27 protein-coding genes are annotated in these 23,295 nt (G+C 50.0%); 18 read left to right on the top strand and 9 right to left on the bottom strand.

Annotated features, from left to right (window positions below):
- Positions 1-66 precede the first annotated feature (66 nt).
- The 3 genes from Q397_RS24980 to purN all read left to right on the top strand — a co-directional run bounded on the left by Q397_RS24980 (position 67) and on the right by purN (position 2,071).
- Positions 67-240 carry a hypothetical protein gene (locus tag Q397_RS24980; protein WP_156950695.1) on the top strand — a complete coding sequence of 58 codons (174 nt, stop codon included), beginning with the start codon at positions 67-69 and terminating at the stop codon, positions 238-240.
- Between the two features lie 125 nt (positions 241-365).
- Positions 366-1,433 carry a phosphoribosylformylglycinamidine cyclo-ligase gene (gene purM, locus Q397_RS0110900; protein ID WP_028879453.1) on the top strand — a complete coding sequence of 356 codons (1,068 nt, stop codon included), beginning with the start codon at positions 366-368 and terminating at the stop codon, positions 1,431-1,433.
- Positions 1,421-2,071: a phosphoribosylglycinamide formyltransferase gene (gene purN, locus Q397_RS0110895; RefSeq protein ID WP_028879452.1), complete on the top strand. Its 651-nt coding sequence runs from the start codon at positions 1,421-1,423 to the stop codon at positions 2,069-2,071. Before purM ends, purN begins: the two co-directional genes overlap by 13 nt.
- A gap of 167 nt (positions 2,072-2,238) precedes the next feature.
- Here purN and Q397_RS0110890 read toward each other — a convergent pair whose 3' ends face one another.
- Both Q397_RS0110890 and Q397_RS24690 read right to left on the bottom strand, forming a co-directional pair.
- Positions 2,239-3,237: a DUF4062 domain-containing protein gene (locus tag Q397_RS0110890; protein WP_028879451.1), complete on the bottom strand. Its 999-nt coding sequence runs from the start codon at positions 3,235-3,237 to the stop codon at positions 2,239-2,241.
- 191 nt (positions 3,238-3,428) lie between these two features.
- Positions 3,429-3,530 carry a nucleoside-diphosphate kinase gene (locus Q397_RS24690; RefSeq protein WP_205618823.1) on the bottom strand — a complete coding sequence of 34 codons (102 nt, stop codon included), beginning with the start codon at positions 3,528-3,530 and terminating at the stop codon, positions 3,429-3,431.
- A gap of 134 nt (positions 3,531-3,664) precedes the next feature.
- Between Q397_RS24690 and Q397_RS0110885 the strand changes: the two genes are divergently transcribed.
- Positions 3,665-4,645, top strand: a complete 981-nt coding sequence (locus tag Q397_RS0110885) for an integrase (protein WP_028879450.1) — start codon at positions 3,665-3,667, stop codon at positions 4,643-4,645.
- A 69-nt stretch (positions 4,646-4,714) separates the two neighbouring features.
- Positions 4,715-5,539, top strand: coding sequence for a hypothetical protein (locus tag Q397_RS24125; protein ID WP_051609928.1), 825 nt, complete (start codon positions 4,715-4,717; stop codon positions 5,537-5,539).
- Here Q397_RS24125 and Q397_RS0110875 read toward each other — a convergent pair.
- Positions 5,536-5,964 carry a hypothetical protein gene (locus tag Q397_RS0110875; RefSeq protein ID WP_156950694.1) on the bottom strand — a complete coding sequence of 143 codons (429 nt, stop codon included), beginning with the start codon at positions 5,962-5,964 and terminating at the stop codon, positions 5,536-5,538. The two genes, Q397_RS24125 and Q397_RS0110875, sit on opposite strands and share 4 nt — an antisense overlap.
- A gap of 101 nt (positions 5,965-6,065) precedes the next feature.
- Positions 6,066-6,350, bottom strand: coding sequence for a hypothetical protein (locus tag Q397_RS0110870; protein WP_028879448.1), 285 nt, complete (start codon positions 6,348-6,350; stop codon positions 6,066-6,068).
- Between the two features lie 108 nt (positions 6,351-6,458).
- On the opposite strand from Q397_RS0110870, the gene Q397_RS0110865 reads away from it, so the two are divergent.
- The 3 genes from Q397_RS0110865 to Q397_RS0110855 are packed head-to-tail and all read left to right on the top strand — an operon-like array spanning position 6,459 to position 7,526.
- Positions 6,459-6,749, top strand: a complete 291-nt coding sequence (locus Q397_RS0110865; protein WP_028879447.1) for a hypothetical protein — start codon at positions 6,459-6,461, stop codon at positions 6,747-6,749.
- Positions 6,749-7,180, top strand: coding sequence for a hypothetical protein (locus Q397_RS0110860; RefSeq protein ID WP_028879446.1), 432 nt, complete (start codon positions 6,749-6,751; stop codon positions 7,178-7,180). The genes Q397_RS0110865 and Q397_RS0110860 overlap by 1 nt, the downstream gene beginning before the upstream one ends.
- Positions 7,170-7,526, top strand: coding sequence for a hypothetical protein (locus Q397_RS0110855; protein WP_028879445.1), 357 nt, complete (start codon positions 7,170-7,172; stop codon positions 7,524-7,526). The genes Q397_RS0110860 and Q397_RS0110855 overlap by 11 nt, the downstream gene beginning before the upstream one ends.
- A gap of 954 nt (positions 7,527-8,480) precedes the next feature.
- On the opposite strand, the gene ndk is transcribed toward Q397_RS0110855, so the two are convergent.
- A complete protein-coding gene (ndk, locus tag Q397_RS0110845; protein ID WP_028879444.1) occupies positions 8,481-8,903 on the bottom strand; it encodes a nucleoside-diphosphate kinase in 423 nt (140 codons plus the stop codon).
- A 164-nt stretch (positions 8,904-9,067) separates the two neighbouring features.
- On the opposite strand from ndk, the gene Q397_RS0110840 reads away from it, so the two are divergent.
- Complete coding sequence (locus tag Q397_RS0110840; protein WP_028879443.1) at positions 9,068-10,954, top strand: ABC-F family ATP-binding cassette domain-containing protein; 1,887 nt, start codon at positions 9,068-9,070, stop codon at positions 10,952-10,954.
- Between the two features lie 2 nt (positions 10,955-10,956).
- Here Q397_RS0110840 and Q397_RS22070 read toward each other — a convergent pair whose 3' ends face one another.
- The gene (locus Q397_RS22070) at positions 10,957-11,643 is read right to left on the bottom strand and encodes a DUF3047 domain-containing protein (RefSeq protein WP_051609927.1); all 687 of its coding nucleotides are present in this window, start codon (positions 11,641-11,643) and stop codon (positions 10,957-10,959) included.
- 158 nt (positions 11,644-11,801) lie between these two features.
- Here Q397_RS22070 and Q397_RS0110830 point away from each other — a divergent pair, with 158 nt between their 5' ends.
- Complete coding sequence (locus Q397_RS0110830) at positions 11,802-13,118, top strand: solute carrier family 23 protein (protein WP_038013556.1); 1,317 nt, start codon at positions 11,802-11,804, stop codon at positions 13,116-13,118.
- Positions 13,119-13,177: 59 nt separating this feature from the next.
- Here Q397_RS0110830 and upp read toward each other — a convergent pair whose 3' ends face one another.
- On the bottom strand, positions 13,178-13,831 hold the full coding sequence (gene upp / locus Q397_RS0110825) for a uracil phosphoribosyltransferase (protein WP_028879441.1): 654 nt from the start codon (positions 13,829-13,831) through the stop codon (positions 13,178-13,180).
- 134 nt (positions 13,832-13,965) lie between these two features.
- Here upp and Q397_RS22065 point away from each other — a divergent pair, with 134 nt between their 5' ends.
- Positions 13,966-14,271: an STAS domain-containing protein gene (locus tag Q397_RS22065; protein WP_051609926.1), complete on the top strand. Its 306-nt coding sequence runs from the start codon at positions 13,966-13,968 to the stop codon at positions 14,269-14,271.
- 9 nt (positions 14,272-14,280) lie between these two features.
- The gene (locus Q397_RS0110815) at positions 14,281-15,075 is read left to right on the top strand and encodes a helical backbone metal receptor (protein ID WP_028879440.1); all 795 of its coding nucleotides are present in this window, start codon (positions 14,281-14,283) and stop codon (positions 15,073-15,075) included.
- A gap of 25 nt (positions 15,076-15,100) precedes the next feature.
- Here Q397_RS0110815 and Q397_RS0110810 read toward each other — a convergent pair whose 3' ends face one another.
- The gene (locus tag Q397_RS0110810) at positions 15,101-15,550 is read right to left on the bottom strand and encodes a DNA polymerase III subunit chi (protein ID WP_028879439.1); all 450 of its coding nucleotides are present in this window, start codon (positions 15,548-15,550) and stop codon (positions 15,101-15,103) included.
- 5 nt (positions 15,551-15,555) lie between these two features.
- Positions 15,556-17,064, bottom strand: a complete 1,509-nt coding sequence (locus tag Q397_RS0110805; protein ID WP_028879438.1) for a leucyl aminopeptidase — start codon at positions 17,062-17,064, stop codon at positions 15,556-15,558.
- A 386-nt stretch (positions 17,065-17,450) separates the two neighbouring features.
- Here Q397_RS0110805 and Q397_RS0110795 point away from each other — a divergent pair, with 386 nt between their 5' ends.
- The 6 genes from Q397_RS0110795 to Q397_RS22055 all read left to right on the top strand — a co-directional run.
- Positions 17,451-18,242, top strand: coding sequence for an IclR family transcriptional regulator domain-containing protein (locus Q397_RS0110795; protein WP_028879436.1), 792 nt, complete (start codon positions 17,451-17,453; stop codon positions 18,240-18,242).
- A 348-nt stretch (positions 18,243-18,590) separates the two neighbouring features.
- Positions 18,591-19,130 carry a TRAP transporter small permease gene (locus Q397_RS22060; protein WP_156950693.1) on the top strand — a complete coding sequence of 180 codons (540 nt, stop codon included), beginning with the start codon at positions 18,591-18,593 and terminating at the stop codon, positions 19,128-19,130.
- Positions 19,130-20,437, top strand: a complete 1,308-nt coding sequence (locus Q397_RS0110785; RefSeq protein ID WP_028879435.1) for a TRAP transporter large permease — start codon at positions 19,130-19,132, stop codon at positions 20,435-20,437. Before Q397_RS22060 ends, Q397_RS0110785 begins: the two co-directional genes overlap by 1 nt.
- A gap of 35 nt (positions 20,438-20,472) precedes the next feature.
- Complete coding sequence (locus Q397_RS0110780) at positions 20,473-21,612, top strand: C4-dicarboxylate TRAP transporter substrate-binding protein (RefSeq protein ID WP_028879434.1); 1,140 nt, start codon at positions 20,473-20,475, stop codon at positions 21,610-21,612.
- 81 nt (positions 21,613-21,693) lie between these two features.
- A complete protein-coding gene (locus Q397_RS0110775; RefSeq protein WP_028879433.1) occupies positions 21,694-22,923 on the top strand; it encodes an iron-containing alcohol dehydrogenase in 1,230 nt (409 codons plus the stop codon).
- Between the two features lie 113 nt (positions 22,924-23,036).
- Positions 23,037-23,295 (top strand): transposase (locus tag Q397_RS22055; RefSeq protein WP_028880399.1); only part of this gene is annotated, 259 nt, incomplete at its 3' end.

The following is a 23,295-nucleotide window of genomic DNA, read 5'->3' as shown; positions in this document are numbered from 1 at the left end:
AATTTTCTTGACCATTGCAACGCAACATAGCATTATTGCACTGCAACATAGATAGGAGTTTTTGCCATGAGAATGAGCGTTACCCCCCAAGAAATTGCACAGCATCTTGTTGAAGAACTTGGTCATCAAGAAGCCCTTGAAGCCTATCGCACCCATTTAAGCCGCTGCTATGATCCTGAAACCGCAGGTGTCTGGACCAATATTGGACAGGCTTTAGAAAGCCTAAACCCGACCGAGTAACGGTTTTAGGGCTATTTTCACGTTTTCTTGATTGCAAACAGGCTGAATTTCAGTATGTTCGGGGCGTTCAACATAGGTTATGTTGGACGCTCTGTTTTTACGTGCCATTAGATGAAGGTTAGGTCATGTCTGATCAAAAAGGTCTCACCTATAAAGATGCAGGCGTCGATATTGATGCCGGTAACGATTTGGTCGATGAGATCAAACCACTCGCAAAATCCACAAAACGCGCAGGTGTCATGGACGGCCTCGGCGGTTTTGGTGCTTTTTTTGATTTACGCGCAGCAGGCTATCAAGACCCGATCCTTGTTTCTGGTACAGATGGTGTCGGCACAAAATTGAAAGTCGCCATCCTTGCCGACAAACACGACACCGTGGGAATCGACCTTGTGGCCATGTGCGTCAACGACCTTGTGGTCCAAGGGGCAGAACCGCTGTTGTTCCTTGACTATTACGCGACAGGCAAACTGGATGTTGCCGCCGGGCGCGATATCATCAAAGGCATCGCAGAAGGTTGTAAGCAAGCCGGCGCGGCCCTGATCGGTGGCGAAACGGCAGAAATGCCGGGCATGTATTCCGAAGGCGATTACGATCTTGCCGGCTTCTGCGTCGGTGCGGTTGAGCGCGGCGAAGAACTGACGGGCGCCAACGTTAAAGAAGGCGACGTGGTTCTGGGTCTGGCCTCCAACGGTCTGCACTCCAACGGGTTCTCGCTGGTGCGCCGCGTTGTTGACGCTGCGGGTCTGGACTATGCGGACAAAGCACCGTTTGATGACAGCCGCAACCTCGCAGAAGCGCTGCTGGACCCCACAAAGATTTATGTTAAATCCACACTCGCCGCCATCAAAGCGGGCGGCGTCAACGCCCTTGCCCACATCACAGGCGGTGGTCTGGTGGAAAATATCCCGCGCGTCCTGCCAGATGATCTGGGTGTAGAAATCGATGCCTCCACATGGCAGCTTCCGGCTGTCTTTGCGTGGCTCGCGAAAGCTGGTGGCATTGCCACGCACGAACTGGCGCGTACCTTTAACTGCGGCATTGGCATGTGTGTCATCGTTGAGGCAGACAAAGCAGACGCCCTGACAAAAATCCTCGAAGACGGTGGCGAAACCGTCACCAAGATCGGTTCTGTCGTTAAACATAACGGCGGGGAACAGGTTGCGATTTCCGGGATTGAGACATGGCAAAGCTAAGAGTCGCCGTCCTCATCTCCGGCGGGGGCAGCAACCTGCAAGCCCTGCTGGATATGTGTACCGCTGAAGGATCGCCCGCTGAAATCGTGCGCGTGATTTCCAACGTGCCAGACGCCTATGGTCTGGAACGCGCGAAAGAAGCTGGCGTGTCCACCACCGTCATCAATCATAAAGACTATGACGGTCGCGAAAGCTTTGAAGAAGCTTTGCATCAAGTGCTGGATAGCGAACGCGTCCAGCTCGTCTGCTTGGCTGGCTTTATGCGCCTTCTCACCGATACCTTCGTGCAGAAATGGAAAGATCGCCTGATCAACATCCACCCTGCCCTGCTGCCGTCCTTTAAAGGTCTGCACACCCATGAGCGCGCGATTGAAGAAGGCGTCAAATTCCACGGCGCAACCGTCCACTTCGTGCGCCCCGCCATGGATGAAGGCCCGATCATCGTACAAGCCTGCGTCCCCGTTCTCCCCAACGACACACCAGAAGAACTGGGCAAACGCGTTTTGGAACAGGAACATAAAATCTACCCACTCGCCCTCAAACTCATTGCCGAACGCAAAGTCCGCGTCTCCGGCGAGAAAGTGGTCTACAACGGCGTAGACAATCTCATGGACAGCGCCATCAACCCCGAAGGCTAACCACCGTCAGCCCGCACCCGTTGCGGGCTAACCGGTTGAGGCAAAACTAAAACGCTGACCACCCAACACAAAAAAACGGCGCTTCCATCATCGGAAGCGCCGTTTTTATCTATACGGGTTGGATTTGTCAGGGTTAAACTTCCTCTACATTCGACTTCGCGTCTTTGTCATTGCTTCCGAACTACACGAGTTTCGAATAACAACTTTTCGCCGTTTTTTGTCAAAGACATTTTGGAGGTTGTCGTATTCACATCTTGTTCAATGTATACAACTGTGACTAAGCGCAATGCCATAAATTGTAGCACAACCGTTTGAAAGTCCTGATCGTTCAGCTTATAGTCCGTATAGCCTTCGCTACCCCGGTTACCATACAAAGAAACCAGCAACGCATACTTAATGTCTGGAGTAGACTTCCCCTCATAGATATATGGAGCTACTATTCCGAAAATTTCTCGCCAAGTCTTAGTTTCGTACCAAGAAAATTTATCATAATCGTAATTTACATGATGCCCTGACAAAGTAAATGAGTCATCCAAGCTTGCGATCTCGCCATCATCGAATTCAATCACATTCGCGGTTTCAGAGATCTCTGCCAGTTTTGCCTGCAACTCTTCCTTCTCAGTCCGAAGACGATTCAGTTCCAGCAGCAGGTCTTCGTTCGCCACAACATTAGCACGAACCCATCCAATTGCCGGATACATCTTCATATTTTTATTTAAACTGAGAGAGACCATACCGGGTAAATCCGATGCATCCTTCCAGTATTTTACCAACCGTCCTGTGGATGCGGTTTCACGGAACAAGTCGAGTTTTTCCCTCAATTCAGGATCCAGTTCCGTTTTGTCCGCGGAGATTTTGCCGGGATCGCCGTGAAGCAATGCAACGACAGGAAGTCCTTTTGACACAGCATATTCATATTCCTTTTGGGTATAGCTGATACCATCATCCGTCACGCTTCCGTAGCGCCCCCCAATAATCAACAAATAATAATCACAATCATCGATAACCTTTTTGATGAATTCCCACTGTTCCTCGTCAGCAGCAGGAAACAATTCCATACCAGCCGGGATACAATCCATCTCCATTAGAGTTTGAGTTACTGCTTGGCGTTCCTCTTTCAAATCGGTGTACGTTGAACTGACGAATACTTGGTATCTCTTTTCCATACTCTTCCTACCCAGTACAAATTTGGCCAAATTCAGTCATAATACCCATGCATGAAAATACCGCAAGGCAACCTCGCATAAATTGTGATTTTTCGACTCTAAGCATTCCTCACAAGCCACCAAACACAAAAAACGGCGCTTCCATCATCGGAAGCGCCGTTTTTATTTCAGCGGTTATCTGAGAGTTCAGATTAGCCGACCAGCTCGCACTTGGAGAAGAAGTAAGCGATTTCTTCTGCAGCAGTTTCCGGAGCGTCGGAACCGTGTACGGAGTTTTCTTGAACCCGGACGATCTTCCATCTTCTTGGATTGTGAAATACAGCGTATCAATAGGTTTTCTGCCATTATTGGGCAACGATACCACCCACCGTATTTAACTGTCCCCACCCATGTTTGTGCAATTTCTGTGCAGTCAGAAAGAAATATCATGGCAAGCGTACATAAATCGGGAAAGAAATGGCGGGTGCAAATCCGCAAATATGATCACAATATCACAAGGTCTTTTACCAAGAAATCCGATGCCACCAAATGGGCTGTTGCCGAAGAATCGAAACTGGAACTTTTACGCAATCGTCCCGAAGAAGTTCTAAAATCCATCACATTGGCAGATTTGTTAAAACGATATTTGATGAAAGTTACGCCGACCAAAAGAGGGTCCACTATCAAACGTGAAACCACACGCATCAACCGATTGCTGCGTGAGCCTTTAGTATTGACCACGCTGGATAAACTAACCGCCGGGAAGATCGCCCAATATCGTGACATGCGTATGAAAAAAATAATGGAAGGGTCTTGCCGCCATGACCTGTGCCTAATTTCCAGCGCGATTGATTGTGCCCGTAAAGAATGGGACATCCCCATTATCATCAACCCCGTCAGCATGATCAAGAAACCCAGAAGCCCCAAGGCACGGGACCGCCGTTTATCACCGGACGAATGGCAAGCGTTGCTCAAGGCTGCACGACAATCATATTACCCATGCTTTACGGACGTTCTCACCTTCGCCGCAGAAACCGCCATGCGCCGCAGTGAAATCACCCGCATTATGAAAACCGATGTGGACATCCAGAAAGGTTTCCTCCACATCCCCGAAACCAAGAACGGGCCCCCCCGAACCATCCCACTGTCACCGGAAGCCTTGAATATTGTCAAACGGTACATGAACCATGATGGCGATACCCTGTTCCCCCTGAATTACAACCAACTGGGACGCGCCTTCCGTGCCGCTTGTTGTGATTCCGAATTGGTTGATTATCGCTTCCATGACGTGCGTCATGAAGCGATTTCGCGGTTGACCGAGAAAGGTCTGTCACCGATTGAGGTATCCTTAATTTCAGGGCACCGTGATTTGCGAGTGCTGATGAATTACAGTCATATGAGGGTGGAAGAAGTTGGACGGAAGTTATGATTCAAACCATCTGGGCAAACTGCTTACATTCTGCCATTTTGGTATTACTCAAGACCAAAGGGGATATAGATGGCAAGAAAAGCACATACCAAAGAAATTATCCGTGAATTATTCGCCAAATCTGGAAATCAATGTGCGTTTCCAGATTGTAACCATCCCCTTATTGACGATGATGGAGACTATGTTGCTCAAATCTGTCATATCGAAGCCGCCTCGGAAGGTGGTGAAAGATACAACGAACGAATGACTGATGACGAACGTGCTGCACCCAGCAACCTTTTAATTATGTGCCACCGACATCACGTCAAAACAAACAATGTGGACATTTACACTGTCCCCATCCTACAAGATATGAAAAGGCAGCATGAAACAAGGTTTTCAGAAAACCAGTACCATATTTCAGCCGAGAAATTATTGGAAATAACGGAAACTGAATTTGATTTCTGGGCGGAAATCCATATGAAGAATCAAAAACATTTATCAGAATTTGATTTAGCATTTCCAATAGTTTCCAAAAATGAACCACTGGCACATATCGACGAAATGTGGAAAGCGATACAGTGGTTAGAAAGATATGCAAACGATGTCAGAAAATTCCACAATAACCTGAATGACCAAATTAAAGATCATCTATCAAATATCGGTTATGACCTCACCAAATACGATAATGTAAAGTATTACCATAATCCTTTCGCGCTTCCGATGTGGGAGATGGAAAACCTTGGAGTGCCCAATACTTTTATTGCTATTGAGGCGGCAATGTTGTCGCTTGAATGCGGTGTATTGCATACTCTGCTTCGCCAGACCCCAACAGATCAAGCATTGCAAGACCGACTGGATGAGAAAAAGGCACGTCTGGCAGATATCGCAGAAGGAGCCATTCTGTACGATTAGGGTGTCTTCCACCGTGCGCGTTCTTTCATAGCCTCAAGACGGGCATCCAATTTACCCGTGAGCAGAAGGTCATCACGGATATGACGTAGCACGTTGGCAATGTCTTCTTTGGTGGGTCCGCACACTACTGATGACATGCCATCTTCCAGTTCCAGCACATATGATCCGTAACGCAATTCGAGATGATACACGTCACCTTCGCGCCACCACCATGAGCGCGGTTTGCCGGAGGTCATACGTTTGACCTTGGTCTTGTTGCCCTCCCTGTCATAGTCATCCACATATCGGTATTTCTTCACGGTAAATTTCGGGTCTGCCAGAAGCCCCAACTGCCCTTCGATGGCGCGTTCCATAATCTCTTGTGGCGATGGTCGGCGGGTATCTTTCACCAAGGGTTTTGAGCGAGGTGATAGTTTAAGGTCCATAAAAAAAATCCTCCAAGTATAGGTTTACTTGAAGGATAAACACCGGGTTTTCATCTGGGAATACCCGGTGGTTTCTGCGCTCATTATTATATTGCGGTGTATCATTTCTGCCGGTAGATCGGGTAGGACCAGATATAGACGGTGCAGTCGCCAAGCATATCAATCTCATCACGGATGGCATCACGGTCCAACGGTGTACCGATGCCATCTGTGATGATGGATTTGCGCCCTTTCAGGTACCATTGACCATCAAGTGTAGCGATGCTGTCCTTATCCATAATGGTCACTCTTTCTTTCAGCATATAGTCTGTATGAAGGGATTTTAGAACGTCATGGTGATGGCGTGTCGGGTCAATCGTTATCCGTGCGGCTTGGTTGCAGAGCATATGTCTTCTCCGTGCATATTATTGTGATTTTCCGTCTTAATAGGGCGGTCTTATGTTTCGTATTTAGCGATAAATAATTGACGTTAGAAACGACCAACGGAGACCCATATGACCTGTATCACCAAGACCATCTTCACCGAACTACACCGCTTGAATATTATCACGTCATCCGAAGAACTCAGCGCCATGATGGGGCGCACCCCCGCCTATGCGCGATCAGTTTGGTGTCGCAAAAGCACGGTAACAACAGAAGCCCTATTTCATCTATTCATTGATTTGGGCACCCTTGTAATGGAACTGGCAGACCAACCAGAAACAGCAGCAACCGTAGCCGATTTGCAAACTCATATCTGGCAAGAATTGTACACCCGCGCCCATGCTAAACTGGAGGTAGCGTGATGCGTATCAATGAAGTAGCATCCCACATCCAGAACATGCCGACACCCAAGAAAAAACACGCCTATATCGTTCCGATACGTGTTTTAGGTACCTGTAATATTCAATCAGACACGGCACCAGAAAAAGCCCATATAATCCTTGATAACCAAATCATCGGCAACCAGCCGAGCGACATCGCATTTGAAGTGGTCGGCGGTGATAAAATCATCGCCGTGTGCGAATGCTATGGCAATATTGTTGCCAACGCCATCGACCATGAGGAAGTGGAAAATCTCGTCAAAACCTTCACCCCGAGCCTTTCTTGCCCGATTGGTGATTACACGCTCAAGAAATCGCGTATTGAAATCGTCGGCAATATTATTCGGGTGGACTTTCAACAGCAATCCATCGCGATCAAAGTGGATCGCACAGGGGCAATTCATGCGCATTAATGATATATATGAACCAACAGATGAACCCAGTGCGTTCGCCTTCACCGTCCACTTTCACAACCCATTTGATTCCACGGCGGTTGATGTGTTTGTGCCATCGGCTTCCAGTCAGGTACAGTGCATTAGTGACAAAATCACCGTGCTGGTTGCTGCGCTGGCTAAAACGACAGAAGAACTGCAAAGCATGATACAAAACGCTGTGCTGATATGTGATGGATTGGAATTCAAGGGTAGTGAGTTAAGTCCAACGTTATCGGCTGGTGTCATCGAAGTGCCCACCGGATTCAATGGATGCCAATATCACGCACTGCATACCACCTATCCAGATTTCTTCGTCATGGCATGAAAAGAATCTTTCCAGCAAAATCTCGTTTAAAGCGCATGGGACGTTTTGTCTTAAAACTTGATCGCCTCTTTCGCTAACGCTTCAAGAGTCGAGCAACCGCCCCTTCATCTCGTTCGTAAACTCACTCGCTGTACGTGTCGTTGCTTTTCTCTGATTGATGAAATTCAATATCATTTATCTGGGTTTCATTTTTTGATGCGGTAAGCGTGTCCTTGCAACAGGAAGCAAGAAAGACTTCTAATCCCCCTGTTCTTGAAATTCATAATTTATCCAAAAACAAAGGGAACGAAAAACTTGCAACGAGGTCATCGTAAAGTCTGTATTGTCGTCTATGTATCTTTCGTTAAAGAACACTGGCGGTTTCCGAAAACCAGCGCATCAAGACGGTCTTCTGCCCGAAGGCAAAACGGTTATCATTTAAGAAGCGGTTCCACATAGCCACAATACCAACCATGCGGAACTGACAGGTTCACAATTCCGAGTGAGAGCCTGTCTCTTTTAAGGGTGCGGTTGTTTTTTATTTTACTTCGCAGCAACCGATTAACCTAAGAGTCCAACGCCACTGATTGGTGCGTATTGGGATACGATTAACCGATATCGAAACGACCGAGGGGGGCAGTCTGATGGTGCTGGTCTGATGGTCCCAGAAATCACCCTTGGTTCAATAGAACCCCTTGAGATGTTTATTGTCCCATACTGGTTTCAGAAAAAGCAATAAACTATGCGAATCACCTAACAGTTTTTTTCGCCTACCGTTATTTATCAAACGCTGTCGAAACTGTGCCCCAATGCCCCAAAAACAAAAAGACCAGACGGTCACCCATCTGGTCTTTGTGCAAACTTGTGCAATTCTTGTGCAGTGATTGACGATTATTGAAACCGTCCTATACTGTTGGATGTAACATCAACAACAGAAATCGCACAGGCAACCACAGTTAAAAAACCGCAGTATCCTTAGCCAACGATTTCGCATTCGCTAAAGAAATAAGCAATCTCTTCTGCAGCAGTTTCCGGAGCGTCGGAACCGTGTACGGAGTTTTCTTGAACGTCGATGGCGAAATCTTTACGGATTGTGCCTTCGTCAGCGTTCGCCGGGTTTGTTGCGCCCATGATTTCGCGGTTAGCGAGGATAGCGTTTTCGCCTTCCAGAACTTGTACTACAACAGGTTCGGAGATCATGTAGTCAACCAGTTCACCGAAGAAAGAACGCTCAGAGTGAACAGCGTAGAAGCCTTCAGCCTGTTTGCGAGTCAGTTGAATACGTTTGGAAGCAACAACGCGAAGACCTTTTTCTTCGAAACGTGCAACAATTTTACCAGTCAGGTTGCGACGTGTCGCGTCCGGCTTGATGATAGACAGTGTTTGTTCGATAGCCATAACAGGGAAACCCCTTTTATTAAAAATCTCTGTGAAGCCTCTGGGCCAAATCCCAGCGACAAAGTGGCCGCCTTATACAGCGCCCAAAAGAATTTTGCAACTGCACAATTATTAATTTGAACTTTCATGGTGAAATAACCGCAAAATGTGGTATCTAGCGCCTTATGTTACACATCAATGATCTGACATACCGCATTGGCGGGCGTATGCTGTTCGATCAGGCAACCGTTGTGGTGCCTGCCGGACACAAAGTGGGACTGGTCGGCAAAAACGGCACAGGTAAATCCACCCTGTTTAAACTGATCCTTGAAGAAGTGATGCCGGACGATGGCAGCCTCACGGTGCAACGGCGCGCCCGCGTCGGACGAGTCGCACAGGAAGCGCCAACCGGCAGCGATACCTTGCTGGAAACGGTCCTAAAAGCCGACCTTGAACGCGACGCCCTGTTAAAAGAGGCAGACACGGCAACCGATCCCCACCGTATCGGGGAAATTCATTCCCGCCTTGCCGATATTGACGCCCATACCGCGCCCGCACGTGCCGCAACCATCCTGAGTGGTCTGGGCTTTGACCACGACGCCCAGCAACGCCCCTGTAGCGACTTTTCCGGCGGGTGGCAGATGCGCGTGGCCTTGGCAGCGGCCCTGTTTGCAAACCCAGACCTGCTGCTGCTGGATGAGCCGACCAACCACCTTGACTTGGAAGCGGTCATGTGGCTGGAAGATTATCTCAAACGTTATCAAGGCACCTTCTTGGTCATCAGCCACGAACGCGCGTTGCTGAACAATGTGGTCGATGAAATTGTCCATCTGGAACATTGCAAGCTGACCCGATATGGCGGCAACTACGATACGTTTGAAAAAACACGCCGTGAAAAGCTGGAACTACAAGCCAAGGCGCAATCCAAACAAATCGCCCAGCGTAAGCACCTACAAAGCTTTGTTGATCGGTTCCGCGCCAAGGCCAGCAAAGCCAAGCAGGCCCAAAGCCGCCTGAAGATGCTGGAACGCATGGAACCCATTGCCTCGGTTATGGAAGAGAAGACCTATTCCTTCAACTTCCCCGACCCGGAACCGCTGTCGTCACCATTGGTTGCCATGGAAGACACCTCGGTTGGCTATGAAGAAGGCAAGCCGATCCTGAAAAACCTGTCCTTGCGCATCGATATGGACGACCGCATCGCCCTGTTGGGGGCGAACGGCAATGGTAAATCGACCCTGATCAAGCTTTTATCCTCGCGCCTTGCGCCGCTGGAAGGCCAAGTGCGTAAATCTTCCAAGCTGAAGGTCGGCTATTTTGCCCAACACCAGACCGATGAATTGAACGTGCAGAAAACCCCGTTCGATCACATGTCCGCCCTTATGCCCGATGCCATTGAAGCTAAAGTGCGTGCTCAGTTGGGCCGTTTTGGGTTTGAAGGTGATAAAGCCGACAGCAAGATCGAAAAACTGTCTGGTGGGGAAAAAGCGCGTCTTTTGTTTGCGCTTATGAGCTATGAAGCGCCGCATCTGATGTTCCTCGATGAGCCGACCAACCACCTTGATGTGGATAGCCGCGAAGCCTTGGTGCAGGCGATCAACACCTATGACGGTGCGGTCGTTATGGTCAGCCACGACCCGCACCTGCTGGAACTCACTTGCGATCGCCTGTGGATCGTTGAAAAGGGCGGCTGTAAGTCCTTTGAAGGGGATCTGGAAGAATATAAACGCCAGTTGATTGAAAGCCGCAAACCGGAAAAGAAATCCTCCGGCGACGACAGCAGCAACGGGGCCAATCAAAAGAAAGCCAATCGCCAAGACCGCGCCGCCCAACGCGCCGCCCAAGCCCCTTTGCGCAAAGCCGCCAAGGATGCTGAAAAGCGCGTGGAAAAACTCAGCGCGGAAAAAGAGAAGCTGGAAACAAAGATGGCAGACCCGAAAATTTATGACGGCCCCTCAGACCAGCTTCAAGACCTCCAAATCAAACTCGGTGAAATCAGCAACCTGCTGGAAGAAGCCGAAATGGAATGGCTGGACGCTGCCGAACAACTGGAAAACGCCTCAAGCTTCTAGCCTTAAGGTTTAAATTCAAGGTCTTTGATCCAGCCGATGCTTTGGCTTTCTGTGTCATCGCTATCGGCTGAGATCGCGATCTGGTAGGGCTGATTTGCGGGTTCGCCAAAAATCCGTTCATAATCTGCGGCGACATTCACTTGTTCACTCACCCATCTGCTGGTCGGGGCGTTGGCTTTTTGCAGGGCAATCAAGGCACCTGCACTTTTAAGGTACGGGCTTTCAATAATCTCCCCTGCCGCATAATCCCCGCCCCAGACGTAAGAAATCACGCGCCCCGGTGTGTCTTCCCCTTTTAAAGCCACAACGATGCTGCGCACAAAACGTTCCCAGAATCCGGCGCGCGCTTCATCGAAGGGAAAACTGATATAGAGGGCAAGGGAGCGATCATCCTTACCCTTGACGCTTAAATCGGTCGGCGGGACACTGCGGTCCACCTTCCATGCCCAACTGAGCCTAGGTGTCTGCGCAAGATCAACCGACAGCGGCTTATATAATAAAGAGACACTGGCATCACTGCCGACCATGATTGCGCCATCTGTCTGGGTGGCAAAAACATTCGGTTTTTTGTTGTCAAACAACAGTTCCAGCCACCCCCGTTCTTTCAATAAGGTATCTTGCGGAGCTTCCTGCGCCTGTCCTTGGGCTGTCAAAAATAACCCCAGTAAAACCATGATGATAACGCGCATATTCCCTCCCCAACCGAATAGGTGACGTGAACCTCACCTTAACAGCTTTTAGGCTTGACCTAAACTTCCCTATTTACTTAAAAGTCTTAAAAATCTACCCTCTGTAGCATTTTTATAGCTATGCATCCCGTTTATATAACTTGAACAAGAGAGAAAAGATGAGCCAAGATCATCATATTGTTCTGGATGTCCACGAGCGCCCGACCCCCGGCCTGTGGATCATTCTGAGTGCCCAGCATCTGTTTGCCATGTTTGGTGCAACAATCCTCGTTCCCTTCCTGACAGGGCTGAACCCATCCGTCGCTCTGATCAGCAGTGGTCTGGGGACTTTGCTTTATATCATTTGTACACGTGGTAAAATTCCGGCTTATCTCGGGTCTAGTTTTGCGTTTATCGGCCCCATCATCGCCGCTTCCCAAATTGAAGGGATTGGCAGTGCGGGCGCGCTTGTAGGCTGTATCTCCGCCGGTCTGGTCTATGTGGTGGTTTCCATCCTCATTCACCTGTTTGGCGTCAAATGGCTTATGCGTCTGTTGCCGCCGGTTGTCGTTGGCCCCGTGATCATGGTGATCGGTCTGGGTCTCGCATCCATTGCCATCAACATGGCGATGAATAACCCGGCAACAAACGAATATAGCACAGTGCATTTCAGCGTTGCGCTCGTGACCTTGTTTATCACAATCGCCTGTTCTGTCTTTATGCGCGGTGTGTTTGCCCTGATCCCGATCTTGTTCGGGATTACAGGTGGCTATCTTCTCAGCCTGAGCCTTGGCCTCATCGATTTCTCTCAGGTAGCTGCTGCACCGCTGTTTGTTGTGCCTGACTTCACGTTCGCTTTCATCAGTGAAGGGTCCATCCTGACCATCACTGCCGTTGCCCTGATCGCCCCTGTTGCGTTTGTGACCATTGCGGAACATATCGGCGACCAGATGGTCCTGTCCAAAGTGACAGGCCGTAATTTCCTTGAAGAACCGGGTCTGCATCGCTCTTTGCTAGGTGATGGTCTTGCAACCATCCTTGCGGCCCTGATCGGTGGCCCGCCAAACACCACATATGGTGAAAACATCGGCGTTATCGCCATTACCCGCGTCATGTCCGTCTTTGTTGTCGGTGGTGCGGCCTGTATCGCAGTCGTCTTCGGCTTTATGGGGACTGTCAGCGCCTTGATCCAGACCATTCCGGTTCCGGTTATGGGCGGTGTTGCGATTCTGCTGTTTGGTGTGATTGCGTCCAGCGGTATGCGTATGTTGATCGACCGTCGTGTTGACTTCGGCATGAAGCGTAACCTGATTATCGCTTCTGTCATTCTGGTCATCGGGATCGGTGGTGCGTTTATCCAGTTCCCCGGTGATTTCAAAATCGCAGGTATGGCACTGGCAACCATTGTCGGGCTGGTTCTCAACCTGATCCTGCCGGGTCGCGATGCGGCTGAAGCAGGTGGCTCTATCTTCTCTCAAGAAGAACCGGCTGAATAAAAGCACAAAAAAGGCGCTTCCGATGTGAAGCGCCTTTTCTTTTGAATATGACAATAACCTTAAAGCGTGCCGAACAGACGATCTCCGGCATCGCCCAGACCTGGGACGATATAGGCTTTTTCGTTCAGGTGGCTATCAAGAGAAGCGGTAAAGACCTTCACCTCAGGATGTGCTTTTTCAAACACTTCCATGCCTTCTGGTGCCGCAACCAAAACCAACAGGCGAATATCTTTATCTGCCACACCTGCACGGTTCAACACATCCACCGCATACGCCGCAGAATGACCGGTCGCCAGCATCGGATCACACAAAATAAAGGTGCGCCCCTCAACCGCCGGCAATTTTACCAGATATTCCACCGGACGCTGGGTTTCAGGGTCACGGTAGAGGCCGACATGCCCAACACGCGCAGACGGCATCAGTTCCAGCAATCCATCGGACATCCCCTGACCCGCACGCAGAATCGGAACAACCGCAACCTTGCGCCCTTCCAAGACCGGTGCGTCCGGCATATGGACCACAGGTGTGTCGATAGCTTCCTGCGTGATCGGCAGATCGCGTGTCAATTCATAGCCCATCAGCATCGAAATTTCGATCAGCAACGCCCTAAACGTCTTGGTAGACGTCTTTTTATTGCGCATATGGGTCAGTTTATGTTGCACCATCGGGTGGTCAACGACGAATAAGTTTGCAAAATCGGGATGCTTAAACATGGAACGGGAACCTGTCTGTATGGTCAGAATTTTTTATTTCATAACACCTGAAATATCTCATTGCAATTCATTGCGTATCCCATACATTAATTAGACAAACATATAAGAATGAGACAGGGGAGCCAAGACGCGACATGGAATACTCTCTTTTAAACAGAGATCACGACAAGCAGGTCATTTTTTATGGCAATATTCTCCCCTCCTCGCGCGACAAGTTTCTGGAGCTTATGACCTACCTGCCCACGTCCGAGCAAAAACGCTGGGTCTTGCAGGTCGATGACTTGGACTATATCGATTCTGCTGGCCTCGGTATGTTAATTGAGCTGAATGAGACCGCGCAAAAACATGACGTCGCCCTTGTCCTATCCGGCGCAAACACAGTGGTGAAACGCATGTTTGACCTGTCTCGCTTTAACGAACTTTTTGAGATCATCGATTAGGTAAGTTTCTTGTTTATTGACGCACTCGGTCAGGAACACCAACCGGCCCCAACCCCCCGCATCCTTTCACTCGTCCCCAGCATTACCGAACTGCTGTTCGACCTTGATTTGTCCAAATCCCTTGTCGGGCGCACCGCCTTTTGTGTGCATCCCAAAGAATTGGTTAAACAGGTTAAAAGCGTTGGCGGGACCAAACAGGTTAATATGGACAAGGTGAAGGCCCTCAACGCCACGCACCTGATTGTCAATATCGACGAAAACCCGAAAGAACTGGTGGAGGAACTGGGCGAGTTCATCCCCAATATCGTCGTCACCCACCCCAACGCGCCGGAAGATAACATCGAGCTTTATAAACTGCTGGGCAATATCTTTGAGCGCCGCGACCAAGCCGCCCGCCTCATCAGCGAGCTACAGGCTGCACGCACCCACGTGCAAATGTCTGCCTGTGACCTGCCGCAAAAAAAGGTGCTCTATTTTATCTGGAAAGATCCGTGGATGACCATTGCGCCAGAAACCTATATCTCGCGCACACTTGCCAGTGTCAATCTGATCACCCAACCCGTTGAGACAGATAAACGCTACCCCGAAGTTGATCTCACCAGCGGGATCTTGGACGAAGTGGACGCCATCCTGTTTTCGTCTGAGCCGTTTTTGTTTAAAGACACCCATCTGGCAGAGTTTGCAGAAACCTATAATCAACCGATGGATAAGCTACACATCATTGATGGGGAGATGACGTCATGGTACGGCAGCCGTGCCATCACCGGCTTGCGCTATATGGTCGATTTTGCGGGTAAATTATAAATAGAGGGGAAAAGCCTGAGGTTTGTCAGGCTTTCTTTTCCCAACCGCCACTGTCGGTTTGCTGCCAATAGGTCAGGCTATGACCACCGTCTTTGTAGGTCTTCCACTGGCTTCTGGCCTTTTGCACAGCGGCGTCTGAACGCCCGTCAAAAACCACAAAACACCGTTCAAAGTCAGCGACCTTGGGGTTATCAGCTCCGTCTGTCAAAAACAGAAACGTCGCGTCATTTTCAACCTCATTTTCCGGTGTGATCCAGATCGGCTGCTTTTCCGGTTTGCCATCTTTTTTGGTGCCATGAGGCAGCCAGCTATCCGCCTGATAGGTCCACAGGCTGTCGGTCAAGCTTTCGGCGCGATCCTCATTGGACACCTGCAAGTGGGCGCGTTTTCCCACCTGCAGGGTTTTTTCCAACAGTTTCGGCAACGCCTGTTCCAGCGAAAATTTGGTTAAGTGATAAAACGCGATATCAGTCAAATTTTCTAACCTTCAAAGTAATCGGCAACCAATTGATCCAACAGACGCACACCATAGCCCGTGCCGCCTTTCGGACGGGTCGGTTTATCGGCTTGTGACCATGCCATACCGGCGATATCGATATGCGCCCAAACAGTGTCTTTCTCGATAAACTTCTCAAGGAATTTCGCCGCAGAAATACTGCCGGCAAAACGACCGCCCGTGTTTTTCATATCCGCGATATCGGATTTGATCAGTTCGTCATATTCCCCATCCATCGGGAAGGGCCAGACTTTATCACCTGTCGCATCACCACATTTTTTCAAACGCTCTGCCAACTCTTCATTGTTGGAGAACACACCCGCGCGTTCCTGTCCCAAAGACACCAGAATGGCCCCGGTCAAGGTCGCAAGGTTGATCACGGTCTTCGGTTCAAACTCACGCTGCGTATACGTCAGCGCATCGGCCAAAACCAAACGGCCTTCGGCATCTGTGTTGATCACTTCAATGGTTTGGCCTGACATGGATGTCACCACATCACCCGGGCGCTGTGCATTCCCGTCCGGCATGTTTTCAACAAGACCAATAACACCAACCGCATTGATATTGGCTTTACGTGCGGCAAGGGCTTTCATCAGGCCTGTGACCGTACCGGCACCGCCCATATCCCATTTCATATCTTCCATACCCGCCGCAGGTTTAATACTGATCCCGCCGGTGTCAAAAGTCACGCCTTTGCCGACAAAAGCAACCTGTGTGGTTTGCGCTTTGCGACCTTTGCTTTGCTGACCATTCCAGCGCATGATCACCATTTTAGATTCCCGCGCACTGCCTTGACCGACACCCAACAGGGCGCCCATGCCAAGTTTTTTCATTTCCGCTTCGCCCATCACGTCCACTTCAAGGCCCAGCTCGGTCAGTTCCTGACAGATGTTGGCGAAGCTTTCCGGATAGAGGATGTTTGCAGGTTCGGACACAAGGTTACGGGTCAGGAAAATCCCTTCCGCCACTTTCTCCAATGTTTCAAAGGCTTTGCGCGCACGACCGCCGCTTGGGGTCAAAATTTTCAACGCGCGGATAGACGGTTTCTTGTCGGCTTCTTCCTTCGTGCGGTATTTATCAAATCGGAAGGACCGCAACAGCGCGCCAAACGCGATATGGGCAGCATGTTCCCACACACGGCCTTCACCTTCTTCCAGCGCATCAAACGCGATAGAAACGGTACGCGGCTGTTCTGGGGCCAAGGATTTATAAATGGTCCCGCCAATGACTTCTGCACCCAACAGGTCCAGTTTCTCCGGCTTGCCTGCACCAATCATGACGATACGTTCCAGCTTGGAGCCTTGCGGCGCAAGCACGGAAACCTGCTCGCCCACTTTACCCTTAAATTTCGCAATCTTTGCCGCACGTGCCAATGTGCCTTCAATTACCTTATCGATCGCCAGTGCACTCTCTGAAAGCGTACCGCCTTCATAGCCCATAACCACCAATACACCTGTTTCAGGCAAGCCCGGTTTAGTGAACGAAATTTTCATAGAAACCTCTAATCATCTGAGTTGTTTTTTGTAAGTTAGCTCGAACGGGGCGCAAGTAAAACCCTATTTTTTATAAGTTTTTCATTCATAAACATCAAAAGTGGCTTATTTTTGACAGCAAAAACGCAAAGGTACAGATTTTTACCCCTCATTGCGTGCAGCACCCGCCTTGCTGCTTCAGACGCACCTATCCTTGATCCCGAGAACAAAGCGAGTATCCATGCAGGTAATTTACTGCTGTTCCCATAGTTTTTCTGCCAAAAACCGTTGCTGGCACTACTCGTTTTCTCCTTAAAAATGAAGATGTTAATTGTAGCTTGATTGACAGTCACAGTTTGATGATTATTAATAGTCCTGTTTTTGAAGATTGCTAGATCGGTTAATTAATGGCTTCCTATCGTCCTGTTGCGGCTGTTGTACGCGCCTTAGAAGTATTGACGACAATCAATCGCCTCGGCGGTCAGGCGACCATCCGAGAAGTCGCGGAAATTACCGAGCTGGATAAAGCGACCGTGCACCGCATGTTCGAAACCCTTGAGTCCGTCGGGTTCCTGGCGCGCTGTGAAGGTGACAAAAACTTTCGGGTCACGGGGAAATCCCTGCGCCTGAGTTCTGGCTACAAGCATCACAAAACAATCGGGCGCATCGTCAGCCCCCGCCTGTCGCAATTTCGCGAACAGATCGGTTGGGCATCTGACGTCGGTGTCTTTGACTATGACGCCATGATCCTGACAGAAAGCTCACGCGGCGGTGTGCTGTTGTCTTTTGATAACATCAACCAATTCCGCCCGCCCATGTTTGCAACCAGCATCGGCATGGCCTATATGGCTTTCTTGCCCGATGATGAACGTGCCGCCATGATTGAACGTTTTGCCAGTAATCCGGCAAGCTGGAATGATCTGGCCCGCACACCGGACAAAGCCGAAGAAGAGTTTCAAAAAATCCGTGAACGCGGCTATGCCACCATGCACGCCAACTATTCGCGCGAGACGTATAAAAACCAGCTCTCCGCCATTGGCGCCCCGATCATGCGCGAAGGCAAGGTCTATGCCGGCATGAACATCCTGTTCCTGAAAAATGTTGTCACTGCCGAGCAAATTGCGGAAGTCCATCTCGACCTGCTGCAAAAAACAGCCCGCGCCATGGCCGAAGATATCCACCAGCAATGGGAACAATAGAGCGCTATTTGAGGGCTCTTCATTCTGCCTAAAACAACAAAACCCCACCCAAAGATTCTTCATTCATTCTAAGCTGAAAAATGCTTAGAAGCTGTTCATCATGCCTTTTTTTGTGCAGTTGCAGCATAAAATACCCCAAAAAATGAAATTAAAATTCAAAAATAAATCTCCATACGCAACTTCACAACAAATTCACTTTTTGAATAAAAAATTCATTTACTTCCAAAATGTCATTTCATAGGTTGAATTAATAATTCAAAAAATAAGTCAAAAAACTGACTTGCACGCACTGACACATGGGTAACTGGCAACAAATTCACGCCGGTTAAATATTCTGGGACTTAAATTTTGATCTATTCATTACTGAAGAAGCTCTCCAACTGTATGGAGTATCTGGCAGCACTCGCGCTGATTCTTATGATGCTTCATGTCTTAATGGATGTGCTGGGACGTCATTTAATCAACATGCCTGCCCCTGCGACCACAGAAATCGTGGCCTATTACTATATGGTTGCCGCTGTTTTTCTTCCCCTGCCTTTTGTTGAACTGAAAGACAAGGCCATTGTTGTTGATCTTTTCTTCAACATGTTCTCCCCGATCTGGAAGCGGATCGCACAAGGGATCGGCACCTTGCTGGGGGTTGTCTTCTTCGCGGCATTGGCGATGAAAAGCTCCACAGATGCACTTGCAGCCTATGAAAAAGGCGAAATGATTGACGGTTTGTATCAAGTCATGATTTGGCCTGCCCGTTTTGGTCTGCCTGTCAGTTTCGCGCTGACCGCTTTGATCCTGTCCTATCGCTTTGTCACAGAAACAATTTTGGGACTGAGCTTTGTCGATGAAGACGAAGAAGATGAACACCGCCTCGTTGAAGAAGGAATTGAATAATGGATCGCGTTGAAATCGGCCTGATCGGTGTCGTTGCCGCCCTTATCTTGATCATCATCCGCACCCAAGTCGGTGTTGCCATGGCGGTTGTCGCTTTTTGCGGGATCGCGGCCATCACCAGCACCAAAGCGGCGTGGAGCATCCTGACTTCCATCCCTTACAGCTTCATCACCAACTGGAACCTGTCCGCCATCCCGATGTTTTTGCTGATGGGCTATATCGCAAGCCAAGCGGGTCTGACCTCCGGTTTGTTTTCCGCCGCGCGTATCTTTTTAGGTCGCGTCCCCGGTGGGTTGGCGTCTTCAACCGTCATTGCCTCTGCCTTGTTCGCCTCGGCTTCCGGCTCTAGTGTCGCAACAGCGGCTGCCTTTTCGCGCATTGCGGTGCCGGAAATGTTGAAATCCAAATATGATAAGGGCTTGGCCTGTGGCTCGGTTGCCGCGTCCGGCACGCTTGGCTCGCTGATCCCCCCTTCGATCCTGATGATCCTGTTTGGTATTTTCACCAACACCTCCATTGAATCACTTTTTGTTGCCGGGGTTATTCCGGGTGTGATCTCCGCCTTGATCTACATCGCGATGATCACCATCCGCGTCAAACTCAAACCCAGCCTGGCCCCACGCTCCGATGAACAACACAGCTGGGCAGAAAAAAAGGCCGCCCTGATTGAAATGTGGCCTCTACCGACCTTGGTGATCGGTGTCCTTGGCGGGATCTTCTTTGGCCTATTCACCCCAACAGAAGCCGGTGCCATCGGTGCTGCCCTTGCGCTCTTAATCGCGTTTGTGAGAAAACAGCTCAATTGGAATGTTGCCAAAAAGGCAATTGTTGAGACAGCCCAAGGCACCTGTACGGTCTTCTTTATCGCCATTGGGGCGGCCATGTTCTCGCGCTTTTTGGCCCTGTCGCGCCTGCCGAATGAACTGTCATCGATCCTGCTGCCCATTGCGGACAGCCCGATTATTCTGATCCTGCTGATCGGCGTGATCTTCCTGATCCTAGGAATGTTCGTTGAAAGTATCTCGCTGATGCTGCTGACCATTCCGATCATCTTGCCCATGCTGACAGCGATGGATGTCAACCTGATCTGGTTTGGGATCATCATGGTGAAACTTCTTGAGATCGGCCTGATCTCCCCCCCTGTGGGATTGAACGTTTACGTCATGAAAAGTTCGCTCGGCAATCTCGTTCCTCTTTCCACAATGTTCAAAGGAACATTCTGGTTCCTGGCTATGGACTTCGTCGCCCTGTTCTTCCTGATCGCAATTCCAAGCCTGACCCTCTGGTTACCTGGCGTCATGAAATAGGTAATTAAACAAATTTAACAGTAGGAGAATACTTCATGAAAAAGTCAATGTTATTGGCACTGGGAGCCTATGCGCTCGCGTCCGTTACATCCGTGGATGCAAACGCATCCCAAACCCTCACCGCATCCTCATGGACGGGCCCGACCCATATCTTTACCGTCAATGATTACACCAATTTTTCCAAATCCGTTGAAGAAGCGTCCAAAGGCGAGTTGACAATGGATGTGCATATCGGTGGTTCTTTGCTGCCTGCCAAATCCGTGCTGGAAGGTGTCCGTGACGGTGTTGCCGATGTGGGCAACATCCTGTCGGCTTACACCCCCGCTGATCTGCCACTCAGCAACATCATGAACGATCTTGCCTTTACCTTTAACGATCCAATGGCAGCAGCCTTTGCCAGCACAGAATATCAGTTCAACAGCGAGATGATCCAAAAAGAATGGCTGGATCACAACGTTGTCTTTGGCGGCGGCGTCAGCACAGCACGTTATAACTTTGCCTGCGTGCCCCCCGTTCGCACCCTTGCTGACCTTGAAGGTAAAAAAGTCCGCACCGCGGGCGGCAGTCAGGTGGAATGGGTGAAATTTGCAGGCGGCATCCCCGTCAGCGTGCCCTTTACCGATGTGTATACAGGTCTGGAACGCGGTTCCATCGATTGTGTGATGCTGGATGCAACCAACCTCAGCTCCGGCTTTAAAATCTGGGAAGTCGCCAAAAGCGTGACCATGCTCTACATGGGCACCATCATCGCTGGCGCAGAATGGATTTACAACAAAGACACATGGAACGGTTTTTCTGACGAAACAAAGCGCTTGTTGATGACCGAAATGGCAAAAGCAAATGCCCGTCGCCAAATCGATTTTGCCAACCAAGTTGACGATGCCTTGAAAGGGTCTTGGGAACGTGGTCTGGAACGGATCGAGCCGGACGAAACCCTGATCACTGCCCTGACAGAATTTAAAGCTGGCTACGTCAGCCGCCTGCCGGAATTTTCTGAAAGCAAACGTAACGTCCCTGCCGATAAAGCAGCCAAGCTGATTGCTGACTTCCAAGAAGTCTATGACCGTTGGGTCAACCTGCTGGCCACCATCGACCGTCAGGACGAAGCACAAGTGATCAATCTTGTTAAGACCGAGATTTACGACAAGATCGACGTTTCCACTTACGCAAAATAATCCCCCCGGTGCCGGGATACCCGCCTCCCAATCATCCCGGCACCACCCTCCCTACAAGAAATCATATGACAGAGACTCCCCATGAACAGGAATGACTTCTTCGCAAAACTCTCAGCTTACCCTGAGCATTTAAAACTGGTTAAAAGCGTTGGTGCCCCCGGCCTGCGCGCGCCTTCAAAATTTCTGGTCGGCCTTGGGGCAGCCCAGCAAATTGGTTCCGTTGCTAAAGGATTGACGTCGGGGCGCAAAGCTCTGTTGGTCAGCGATGGCGTTCTGGAAAAGCTCGGCCTTGTCTCCCTGATCGCGTCCTTCATGGAAGATGAGGGGCTGGAGGTTGTCACTTTCACCGATGTGGAAGCCGAACCCCACATCGAAACATTAGAAAAACTCCACGCCAGCGTCAAAGACAGCGCCATTGACGTTATCGTTGGCCTTGGTGGCGGCAGTGCGATGGATATGGCAAAGCTGGTGTCACAATGTCTGGGCAAAGGGCAAGACCCGCGCCCCTACATCGATACGTTCGATGCGAACGAAGATCACGGCCTGCCGCTGATCCTGCTGCCCACCACGTCCGGTACTGGCAGTGAAGTCAGTGTCTTTGCCATTGTGTCTGCAGGCGATACCAAAAAATATCTGTCCAGCGACATCTTTATCCCGCATGCGGCCATTCTGGACCCGATCCTGACAGCAACCATGCCGAAATCCGTCACGGCCATCACCGGGATGGATGCGCTGACCCATGCGATTGAAGCCATCATGCACCGCAATGCCTCCCCCATCGTGGACGCATTTGGCTATGGCGCGGTCGAGCTGATCTCGCGTTCCCTGCGCGGGGCGGTGAACGAGCCAGACAATCTGGAAATGCGCTACGACATGCTGGTCGGGGCTGCCATGGCGATGATGGCGTTTAACCTCAGCGGTGGCCTTTATGCCCATAGCGTGTCTTACGTGCTGACATCTTATAAAGGGACGCCGCACGGTCTGGGCTGTGCCTTGGGTCTGCCCTATCTGATGGACTTCAACTTGCCTGTCGTCGAAAATCGCTTGGCCCGTTTGGCGCGCCTGATGTGCGGGGATGCCACATCCGCAGATCAAAGCACAGCCGCCAAACAATGTGTCGCCGCCGTTGTCGCCTTGATGGCGGATATCGGTCTGCCCACAACATTGAGAGACTACGATGTCCCTGAAGAAGTTGTTGTGGAACTGGCAAAAGAAATGCACAGCAAATACCCACGCCCCGGCAACCCGCGCGATATGTCCGAAGACGACAGCATCGGCTACTGGAGTGCAATGTATAACGGCAGCTTGTAAGCCCAACAGCTTTCATTCTAGGCCTAACAAAAAACGGATGTCCTTTTAGGTAGGACATCCCAGATTGCTGACAAAGGTCTCGCCTTGGCGAGGCCTTTGTGATTCAATGAGGAATGCTTAAAAAACGCGGTCCTCAACAAACGGAACTTGAGATGGTCAGTCTGGATAGTCTGGTTCCGTCCAACCATCTTTTGCGCAAAATTGATGCGCATATTGATTTCAGTTTCATTCACGACAAAGTGGCGCCTTTATATTGCGCCGATAATGGTCGACCTCCGCTTGATCCGACTATGTTGTTTAAGGCTTTACTGGTCGGTTATCTCTTTGGCATTCGCTCCGAGCGTCAGTTGGTGCGCGAGATTGAGGTCAATG

This window comes from Terasakiella pusilla DSM 6293 (assembly GCF_000688235.1).
Classification (GTDB): domain Bacteria; phylum Pseudomonadota; class Alphaproteobacteria; order Rhodospirillales; family Terasakiellaceae; genus Terasakiella; species Terasakiella pusilla.
The sequence above is the reverse complement of the archived record's forward strand: the minus strand, read 5'-3'. Positions and strand labels throughout refer to the sequence as shown.

Excerpts from the sequence above, each read along its gene's own strand:
- Q397_RS0110855 (WP_028879445.1), top strand. The coding sequence starts at position 7,170 with ATGCGCATTAATGATATATATGAACCAACAGATGAACCCAGTGCGTTC.
- Q397_RS0110785 (WP_028879435.1), top strand. The coding sequence starts at position 19,130 with ATGGATCGCGTTGAAATCGGCCTGATCGGTGTCGTTGCCGCCCTTATC.
- Q397_RS0110885 (WP_028879450.1), top strand. The coding sequence starts at position 3,665 with ATGGCAAGCGTACATAAATCGGGAAAGAAATGGCGGGTGCAAATCCGC.
- Q397_RS0110890 (WP_028879451.1), bottom strand. The coding sequence starts at position 3,237 with ATGGAAAAGAGATACCAAGTATTCGTCAGTTCAACGTACACCGATTTG.
- Q397_RS0110870 (WP_028879448.1), bottom strand. The coding sequence starts at position 6,350 with ATGCTCTGCAACCAAGCCGCACGGATAACGATTGACCCGACACGCCAT.
- ndk (WP_028879444.1), bottom strand. The coding sequence starts at position 8,903 with ATGGCTATCGAACAAACACTGTCTATCATCAAGCCGGACGCGACACGT.
- Q397_RS0110780 (WP_028879434.1), top strand. The coding sequence starts at position 20,473 with ATGAAAAAGTCAATGTTATTGGCACTGGGAGCCTATGCGCTCGCGTCC.
- Q397_RS0110795 (WP_028879436.1), top strand. The coding sequence starts at position 17,451 with ATGGCTTCCTATCGTCCTGTTGCGGCTGTTGTACGCGCCTTAGAAGTA.
- Q397_RS22065 (WP_051609926.1), top strand. The coding sequence starts at position 13,966 with ATGGAATACTCTCTTTTAAACAGAGATCACGACAAGCAGGTCATTTTT.
- Q397_RS0110865 (WP_028879447.1), top strand. The coding sequence starts at position 6,459 with ATGACCTGTATCACCAAGACCATCTTCACCGAACTACACCGCTTGAAT.
- Q397_RS24980 (WP_156950695.1), top strand. The coding sequence starts at position 67 with ATGAGAATGAGCGTTACCCCCCAAGAAATTGCACAGCATCTTGTTGAA.
- Q397_RS0110875 (WP_156950694.1), bottom strand. The coding sequence starts at position 5,964 with ATGGACCTTAAACTATCACCTCGCTCAAAACCCTTGGTGAAAGATACC.
- Q397_RS0110775 (WP_028879433.1), top strand. The coding sequence starts at position 21,694 with ATGAACAGGAATGACTTCTTCGCAAAACTCTCAGCTTACCCTGAGCAT.
- Q397_RS0110860 (WP_028879446.1), top strand. The coding sequence starts at position 6,749 with ATGCGTATCAATGAAGTAGCATCCCACATCCAGAACATGCCGACACCC.
- purM (WP_028879453.1), top strand. The coding sequence starts at position 366 with ATGTCTGATCAAAAAGGTCTCACCTATAAAGATGCAGGCGTCGATATT.
- Q397_RS0110805 (WP_028879438.1), bottom strand. The coding sequence starts at position 17,064 with ATGAAAATTTCGTTCACTAAACCGGGCTTGCCTGAAACAGGTGTATTG.
- Q397_RS0110840 (WP_028879443.1), top strand. The coding sequence starts at position 9,068 with ATGTTACACATCAATGATCTGACATACCGCATTGGCGGGCGTATGCTG.
- Q397_RS24125 (WP_051609928.1), top strand. The coding sequence starts at position 4,715 with ATGGCAAGAAAAGCACATACCAAAGAAATTATCCGTGAATTATTCGCC.
- upp (WP_028879441.1), bottom strand. The coding sequence starts at position 13,831 with ATGTTTAAGCATCCCGATTTTGCAAACTTATTCGTCGTTGACCACCCG.
- Q397_RS22070 (WP_051609927.1), bottom strand. The coding sequence starts at position 11,643 with ATGCGCGTTATCATCATGGTTTTACTGGGGTTATTTTTGACAGCCCAA.
- purN (WP_028879452.1), top strand. The coding sequence starts at position 1,421 with ATGGCAAAGCTAAGAGTCGCCGTCCTCATCTCCGGCGGGGGCAGCAAC.
- Q397_RS0110830 (WP_038013556.1), top strand. The coding sequence starts at position 11,802 with ATGAGCCAAGATCATCATATTGTTCTGGATGTCCACGAGCGCCCGACC.